The sequence below is a fragment of the Streptomyces sp. M-16 genome (assembly GCF_052114405.1).
In the GTDB taxonomy this organism is placed as follows: Bacteria; Actinomycetota; Actinomycetes; order Streptomycetales; family Streptomycetaceae; genus Streptomyces.
On the sequence record NZ_JBFRER010000220.1, the window covers coordinates 1 to 5,651 of the forward strand.

Annotated in this window: 7 protein-coding genes; all 7 read left to right on the forward strand. The window is 74.1% G+C overall.

Annotated elements, in window-relative coordinates; genetic code table 11:
• The coding region (locus AB4039_RS41085; RefSeq protein WP_442273191.1) for a pantoate--beta-alanine ligase at positions 1-344 on the forward strand (344 nt) is incomplete at its 5' end.
• Positions 341-2,092, forward strand: a complete 1,752-nt coding sequence (locus AB4039_RS41090) for an L-aspartate oxidase (RefSeq protein WP_266839832.1) — start codon at positions 341-343, stop codon at positions 2,090-2,092. The genes AB4039_RS41085 and AB4039_RS41090, both read left to right, overlap by 4 nt.
• A gap of 2 nt (positions 2,093-2,094) precedes the next feature.
• A complete protein-coding gene (gene nadC, locus AB4039_RS41095) occupies positions 2,095-3,063 on the forward strand; it encodes a carboxylating nicotinate-nucleotide diphosphorylase (RefSeq protein ID WP_266839830.1) in 969 nt (322 codons plus the stop codon).
• A gap of 3 nt (positions 3,064-3,066) precedes the next feature.
• Positions 3,067-3,876 (forward strand): type III pantothenate kinase, encoded by an 810-nt coding sequence (locus tag AB4039_RS41100; protein WP_266839828.1) that lies wholly within the window; start codon positions 3,067-3,069, stop codon positions 3,874-3,876.
• Positions 3,877-4,024: 148 nt separating this feature from the next.
• Positions 4,025-4,777 carry a GntR family transcriptional regulator gene (locus AB4039_RS41105; RefSeq protein ID WP_266839826.1) on the forward strand — a complete coding sequence of 251 codons (753 nt, stop codon included), beginning with the start codon at positions 4,025-4,027 and terminating at the stop codon, positions 4,775-4,777.
• Between the two features lie 128 nt (positions 4,778-4,905).
• Complete coding sequence (locus AB4039_RS41110) at positions 4,906-5,097, forward strand: DUF397 domain-containing protein (RefSeq protein ID WP_266839824.1); 192 nt, start codon at positions 4,906-4,908, stop codon at positions 5,095-5,097.
• Positions 5,098-5,207: 110 nt separating this feature from the next.
• Positions 5,208-5,651 (forward strand): hypothetical protein (locus tag AB4039_RS41115; protein ID WP_442273192.1); only part of this gene is annotated, 444 nt, incomplete at its 3' end.

Here is a 5,651-nt window from a genome sequence, read left to right on the forward strand (position 1 = left end):
AGGCGGCGCTGCGCGCCCGCGCCGAGGCCGCCCCCGCCAGCGACGAGCGCGCCGCGGGCCTGGCCCGGCTCGGCGAGATCCGGGCCTCCGCGGACGCGCACGCCGTCTCCGCGGCGGGTTCGGGCCTGCCGGACGCCGTACGGGCCGCGGCCCGCCACGTCCTGGACGAGGCGGCCCGGCACGATCCGCCGCTGGCCCTGGACTACCTGGCCCTGGTGGACCCGCAGGACTTCACCGACGTCGGCCCCGATTTCACCGGTCGGGCCGTGCTGGCCGTCGCGGCGAAGGTCGGCGCGACCCGGCTGATCGACAACATCCCATTGGAGTTCGGAGCACACGCGTGAGCACCACAGGCAGAGGCATCCCGGCGGACGGCACCGGCGGCACCGGCATACGGCTGCACGCCCCCGCCCCCGGCTGGGCCGTCGAGGCGGACGTCGTGGTCGTCGGCTCGGGCGTCGCGGGCCTGACCGCCGCGCTGCGCTGCGCCGCCGCGGGCCGCCGTACGGTCGTGGTCACCAAGGCGCGCCTGGACGACGGCTCCACCCGCTGGGCCCAGGGCGGCATCGCCGCGGCCCTCGGCGAGGGCGACACGCCCGAGCAGCACCTGGACGACACCCTCGTCGCGGGTGCGGGCCTGTGCGACGAGGCGGCCGTACGGCTCCTGGTCACCGAGGGCCCGGACGCGGTGCGCCGGCTCATCGCGACCGGCGCCGTCTTCGACACCTCCACCGACACCGGCGAGATAGAGCTGACCCGCGAGGGCGGCCACCACCGCCGCCGCATCGCGCACGCCGGCGGCGACGCCACCGGCGCCGAGATCTCCCGCGCCCTGGTCGAGGCCGTCCACGCGGCGGGCATCCGGACCGTCGAGAACGCGCTCGTCCTGGACCTCCTCCAGGACGCGGGGGGCCGCACCGCCGGTGTCACCCTGCACGTCATGGGCGAGGGCCAGCACGACGGCGTCGGCGCCGTCCACGCGCCCGCCGTGATCCTCGCGACCGGCGGCATGGGCCAGGTGTTCTCCGCCACCACCAACCCGTCGGTGTCCACCGGCGACGGCGTCGCACTGGCACTGCGCGCCGGGGCCGAGGTGTCCGACCTCGAATTCGTCCAGTTCCACCCCACCGTCCTCTTCCTCGGGCCCGACGCCGAGGGCCAGCAGCCCCTGGTCTCGGAGGCCGTCCGCGGCGAGGGCGCCCACCTGGTCGACGCCGACGGCGTCCGCTTCATGGTGGGGCAGCACGAGCTCGCCGAACTGGCCCCGCGCGACATCGTCGCCAAGGGCATCACGCGCCGCATGCAGGAGCGCGGCACGCTGCACATGTACCTGGACGCCCGGCACTTCGGCGCCGAGATGTGGGAACAGCGCTTCCCGACGATCCTGGCCGCCTGCCGCGCCCACGGCATCGACCCGGTGACCGAGCCGATCCCGGTCGCGCCCGCCGCGCACTACGCCTCCGGCGGCGTACGCACCGACCTGCACGGCCGCACCACCGTCCCCGGCCTGTACGCGTGCGGCGAGGTCGCCTGCACCGGCGTGCACGGGGCGAACCGGCTGGCCTCCAACTCCCTGCTGGAGGGCCTGGTCTTCGCCGAGCGGATCGCCGACGACATCCTGGACCGCGCCCCCGCCGGCATCGGACCGGGCATCCCGGTCCCCGCGACCGGCCCGCTCCAGCCCGCCGAGGCGCGCTACGAGATCCAGCGCATCATGACGCAGGGCGCGGGCGTCCTGCGCTCCGCCGAGTCCCTGAGCACGGCGGCGGCCGCGCTGGAGACCCTCTACACGACGGCCCTGGGCGAGCTGGAGGCCCACGGCAAGACCGCCGTCCCGGGCGTGGAGACCTGGGAGGCGACCAACCTGCTGTGCGTGGCCCGGGTCCTGGTCGCCGCCGCGCAGCGGCGCGCCGAGACCCGCGGCTGCCACTGGCGCGAGGACCACCCCGACCGGGACGACGCCGCCTGGCGCCGTCACCTCGTCGTCCGCCTGTCGGCGACCGAGCGGCGGGCCCTGGTCGTCGTCCCCACCGACTCCGCGGACTTCCCGTCCGTGGACGTCCCCCTCACCCCCCAGAGCCTGGAGCAGTGACCGTGAGCACCCCCGAACTCCCCCTGATCGACCAGAACGAAGGCGGCTGCGGCGACGACTGCGGCTGCGGCGAGGGCGAGGAGACCGGCCTCGACCCGGCGCTGGCCCAGCTGCTGGTGGACGCGGGCCTGGACCCGATCGAGGTCGAGGACATCGCGCACATGGCGTTGTCCGAGGACCTGGACGGCGGGGTCGACGTCACCACCGTCGCCACCGTCCCCGAGGACGCCGAGGCCGTCGCGGACTTCGTGGCCCGCGAGGCCGGCGTCGTGGCCGGGCTGCGCATCGCCGAGGCCGTGTTCTCCGTGGTGTGCACCGAGGCCTTCGAGGTCGAGCGGCACGCCGAGGACGGCGACAGGGTCGAGGACGGGCAGCTGCTGCTGTCCGTCCGCGCCCGCACCCGCGACCTGCTGACCGCCGAGCGCAGCGCCCTGAACATCCTGTGCCGCCTCTCCGGCATCGCGACCGCCACCCGCCGCTGGTCCGACGTCCTGGAGGGCACGAAGGCGAGGGTCCGCGACACCCGCAAGACCACGCCGGGCCTGCGCTCCCTGGAGAAGTACGCGGTCCGCTGCGGCGGCGGCGTCAACCACCGCATGTCCCTGTCGGACGCGGCCCTGGTCAAGGACAACCACGTCGTCGCCGCGGGCGGCGTCGCCCAGGCCTTCAAGGCCGTCCGCGAGGCCTTCCCGGACGTTCCCGTCGAGGTCGAGGTCGACACCATGCACCAGGTCCGCGAGGTCGTGGACGCGGGCGCCGACCTGATCCTGCTCGACAACTTCACCGTCCCGGAGACCGAGGAGGCCGTCACCATCGTGGCCGGCCGCGCCGTCCTGGAGTCCTCGGGCCGCCTCACCCTGGACACCGCCCGCGCCTACGCCGAGACCGGCGTGGACTACCTGGCGGTGGGCGCCCTCACGCACTCCTCGCCGGTCCTCGACATCGGTCTCGACCTGCGCGAGGCGGTGTAAGCGGTGCTGCTCACCATCGACGTGGGCAACACCCACACGGTCCTGGGCCTGTTCGACGGGGACGAGATCGTCGAGCACTGGCGCGTCTCGACCGATCCGCGCAGGACGGCCGACGAGCTGGCCGTCCTGATGCAGGGCCTGATGGGAATGCACCCGATGCTCGGCAACGAGCTCGGCGACGGGATCCACGGCATCGCGATCTGCGCCACGGTGCCGTCGGTCCTGCACGAGCTGCGCGAGGTCACCCGCCGTTACTACGGCGACGTCCCGGCGGTGCTGGTCGAGCCCGGCGTCAAGACGGGCGTGCCGATCCTGATGGACAACCCGAAGGAGGTCGGCGCGGACCGCATCATCAACGCGGTGGCCGCCGTCGAGCTGTACGGGGGACCGGCGATCGTCGTCGACTTCGGCACGGCGACCACCTTCGACGCGGTCTCCGCGAAGGGCGAGTACGTCGGCGGGGTGATCTCCCCGGGCATCGAGATCTCGATGGAGGCGCTCGGCGTGCGCGGCGCCCAGCTCCGCAAGATCGAGCTGGCCCGTCCGCGCAACGTGATCGGCAAGTCCACGGTCGAGGCGATGCAGTCGGGCGTGGTCTACGGTTTCGCGGGCCAGGTCGACGGGATCGTCACGCGCATGGCCAAGGAGCTCGCCGGGCCCGCGGGAGACCCGGCGGACGTCCGCGTCATCGCCACCGGGGGACTGGCGCCGATCGTCCTCGGCGAGGCGTCGGTGATCGACGACCACGAGCCGTGGCTGACGCTGATCGGCCTGCGGCTGGTCTACGAGCGCAACGCGCCGAACTTCGAGTGACGGCGGCGGCCTCCGCCCGCACGGGCGGAGGCACGCACGGGCGGAGGCACGCACCGTCAGGTCGAATCCTCAGCTTCAACCTGATCGGTTAGCTTGTCGGCGTCGGACGCTCGCAGGAGCACCGCCGAGACGGCACAGGACGGCCCAAATGCCCCGTGTTTCACCGTACTTGCAGGTGGTCGACTCGCTCCGGGCCCGCATAGAGGCGGGCGAGTGGGCGGTCGGCGACAAGCTCCCCTCCCGCGCCCGCTTCGCGGACGAATACGCCGTCGGGCAGAGCGTCACCCAGCGGGCGATGGAGCAGTTGATCATCGAGGGCTTCCTCGAAGGCCGGGCCGGCTCCGGCACCTACGTGCGCACCCCGCGCCGGCGCATGCGGATGCTCCGCACCCGCCGCCGCGTGCCCGGCGCCGGCAACACCTTCCGCTCCGAGGCCGCCGCGCACGGCATCGCCGCGTCCTGGGACTCCCGGACCGTCCCGCAGGCCCCGGCGCCCGAACGCATCGCCGCCCGGCTGGCCATCGCGCCCGGTGCCCCCTGCGTGATGACCCGCTACGAGTTCATGGCCGACGGCAGCCCCGCCGAACTCTCCGAGTCCTGGGAGCCGTTGGAGATCACCTCGGGCACCCCGATCGTGCTGCCCGAGGAGGGCGAGATGCGCGGCGCCGGGGTCGTGGCGCGGATGCGGTCCATCGGCATCACCGTGACCTCCGTGGTGGAGGTCCCGCGGCCCTCCCGCGCCGACCAGCACCAGGCCAACCTCCTCGGGATCAGCCTCGGTTCGCTGATCACCGAGATCGAGCGCACGTACATCGACGTCGACGGCCGCCCGGTGGAGACCGCCGACCTCGTCATCCCCGACTCCCGCTACGAGATCGCGTACGCCTTCCCCGTGGACTGAGATCCGGCCGTGATTTCCGCGCGATTTTTCACGGAAATGGCTGGAGTACGCCTCCGGCGGGGATAGCGTCGCGCTGGAGAGACCGCGGTCCACGAGGCCGCGACCCCGTTCACGGCGGAGGAGACACCATGACCGCTAACGCCCGGCCCGACTGGCGGAAGTCGTCCCACTGCGGCGAGGGAGACGCCTGCGTCTACGTGGCGGCCGCCCCCGGCACGCTCGTCCGGGTGGCCGACCGGGCCGACCCCGCGCACCTGGTGATGGCCACCACCCACGCCGCCTGGGCCGACTTCGTCCGCTCCGTGAAGCGGACCGGCTGAACGGGGCGGCGCGGCCCTCCGCCGCGCCGCGATCCCGCACTATCAGGGGATTTTGTCCGATTAGCGCGTATCTTCGGCCCATGCCCACGCCCTACGGATCCCGCGGCGGCATGGCGTTCGGCGCCGCCGAGCTGCACGTGCTCAGGCGCCTCCTCGCCCACGCCCTCCAGCCCTCCACGGCCCCCCTGACGCCCTCCGAGGTCCAGGACTGCCTGCGCCTCGCCGCGTCGGTGGACGAAGCGGTCCTGGAGGCGGGCCGGCTCAGAGCGTTCCTGCTCGACGATCTCGCCCGCTACCGGGATGCCCTGCCCGGCAGCCTCTCCGGCTATCTGGAGCTGCTCCAGGACGCCCTGGCCGCCGGTTACGAGCCACGGCCCGACGACCTCGCCGCCCTGCGCGCCCTGCGGGCCAACCCGGTCGCCGCCGCCGTCCTGGAGCGCGCCCAGGGCGTCGCCGAGCGCTCCGTGCGCCGCAGGCTCCGTACCGCCCCCGCGCCCCGCACCCGCCTGCTCGCCCTGGCCGGCGGCCGCGGGGAGCCCCGCGCGGCGGACTCC

What these genes read in the sequence shown, in the direction of transcription:
- AB4039_RS41105 (WP_266839826.1), top strand. Translation starts at nt 4,025, where the DNA reads ATGCCCCGTGTTTCACCGTACTTGCAGGTGGTCGACTCGCTCCGGGCC.
- AB4039_RS41110 (WP_266839824.1), top strand. Translation starts at nt 4,906, where the DNA reads ATGACCGCTAACGCCCGGCCCGACTGGCGGAAGTCGTCCCACTGCGGC.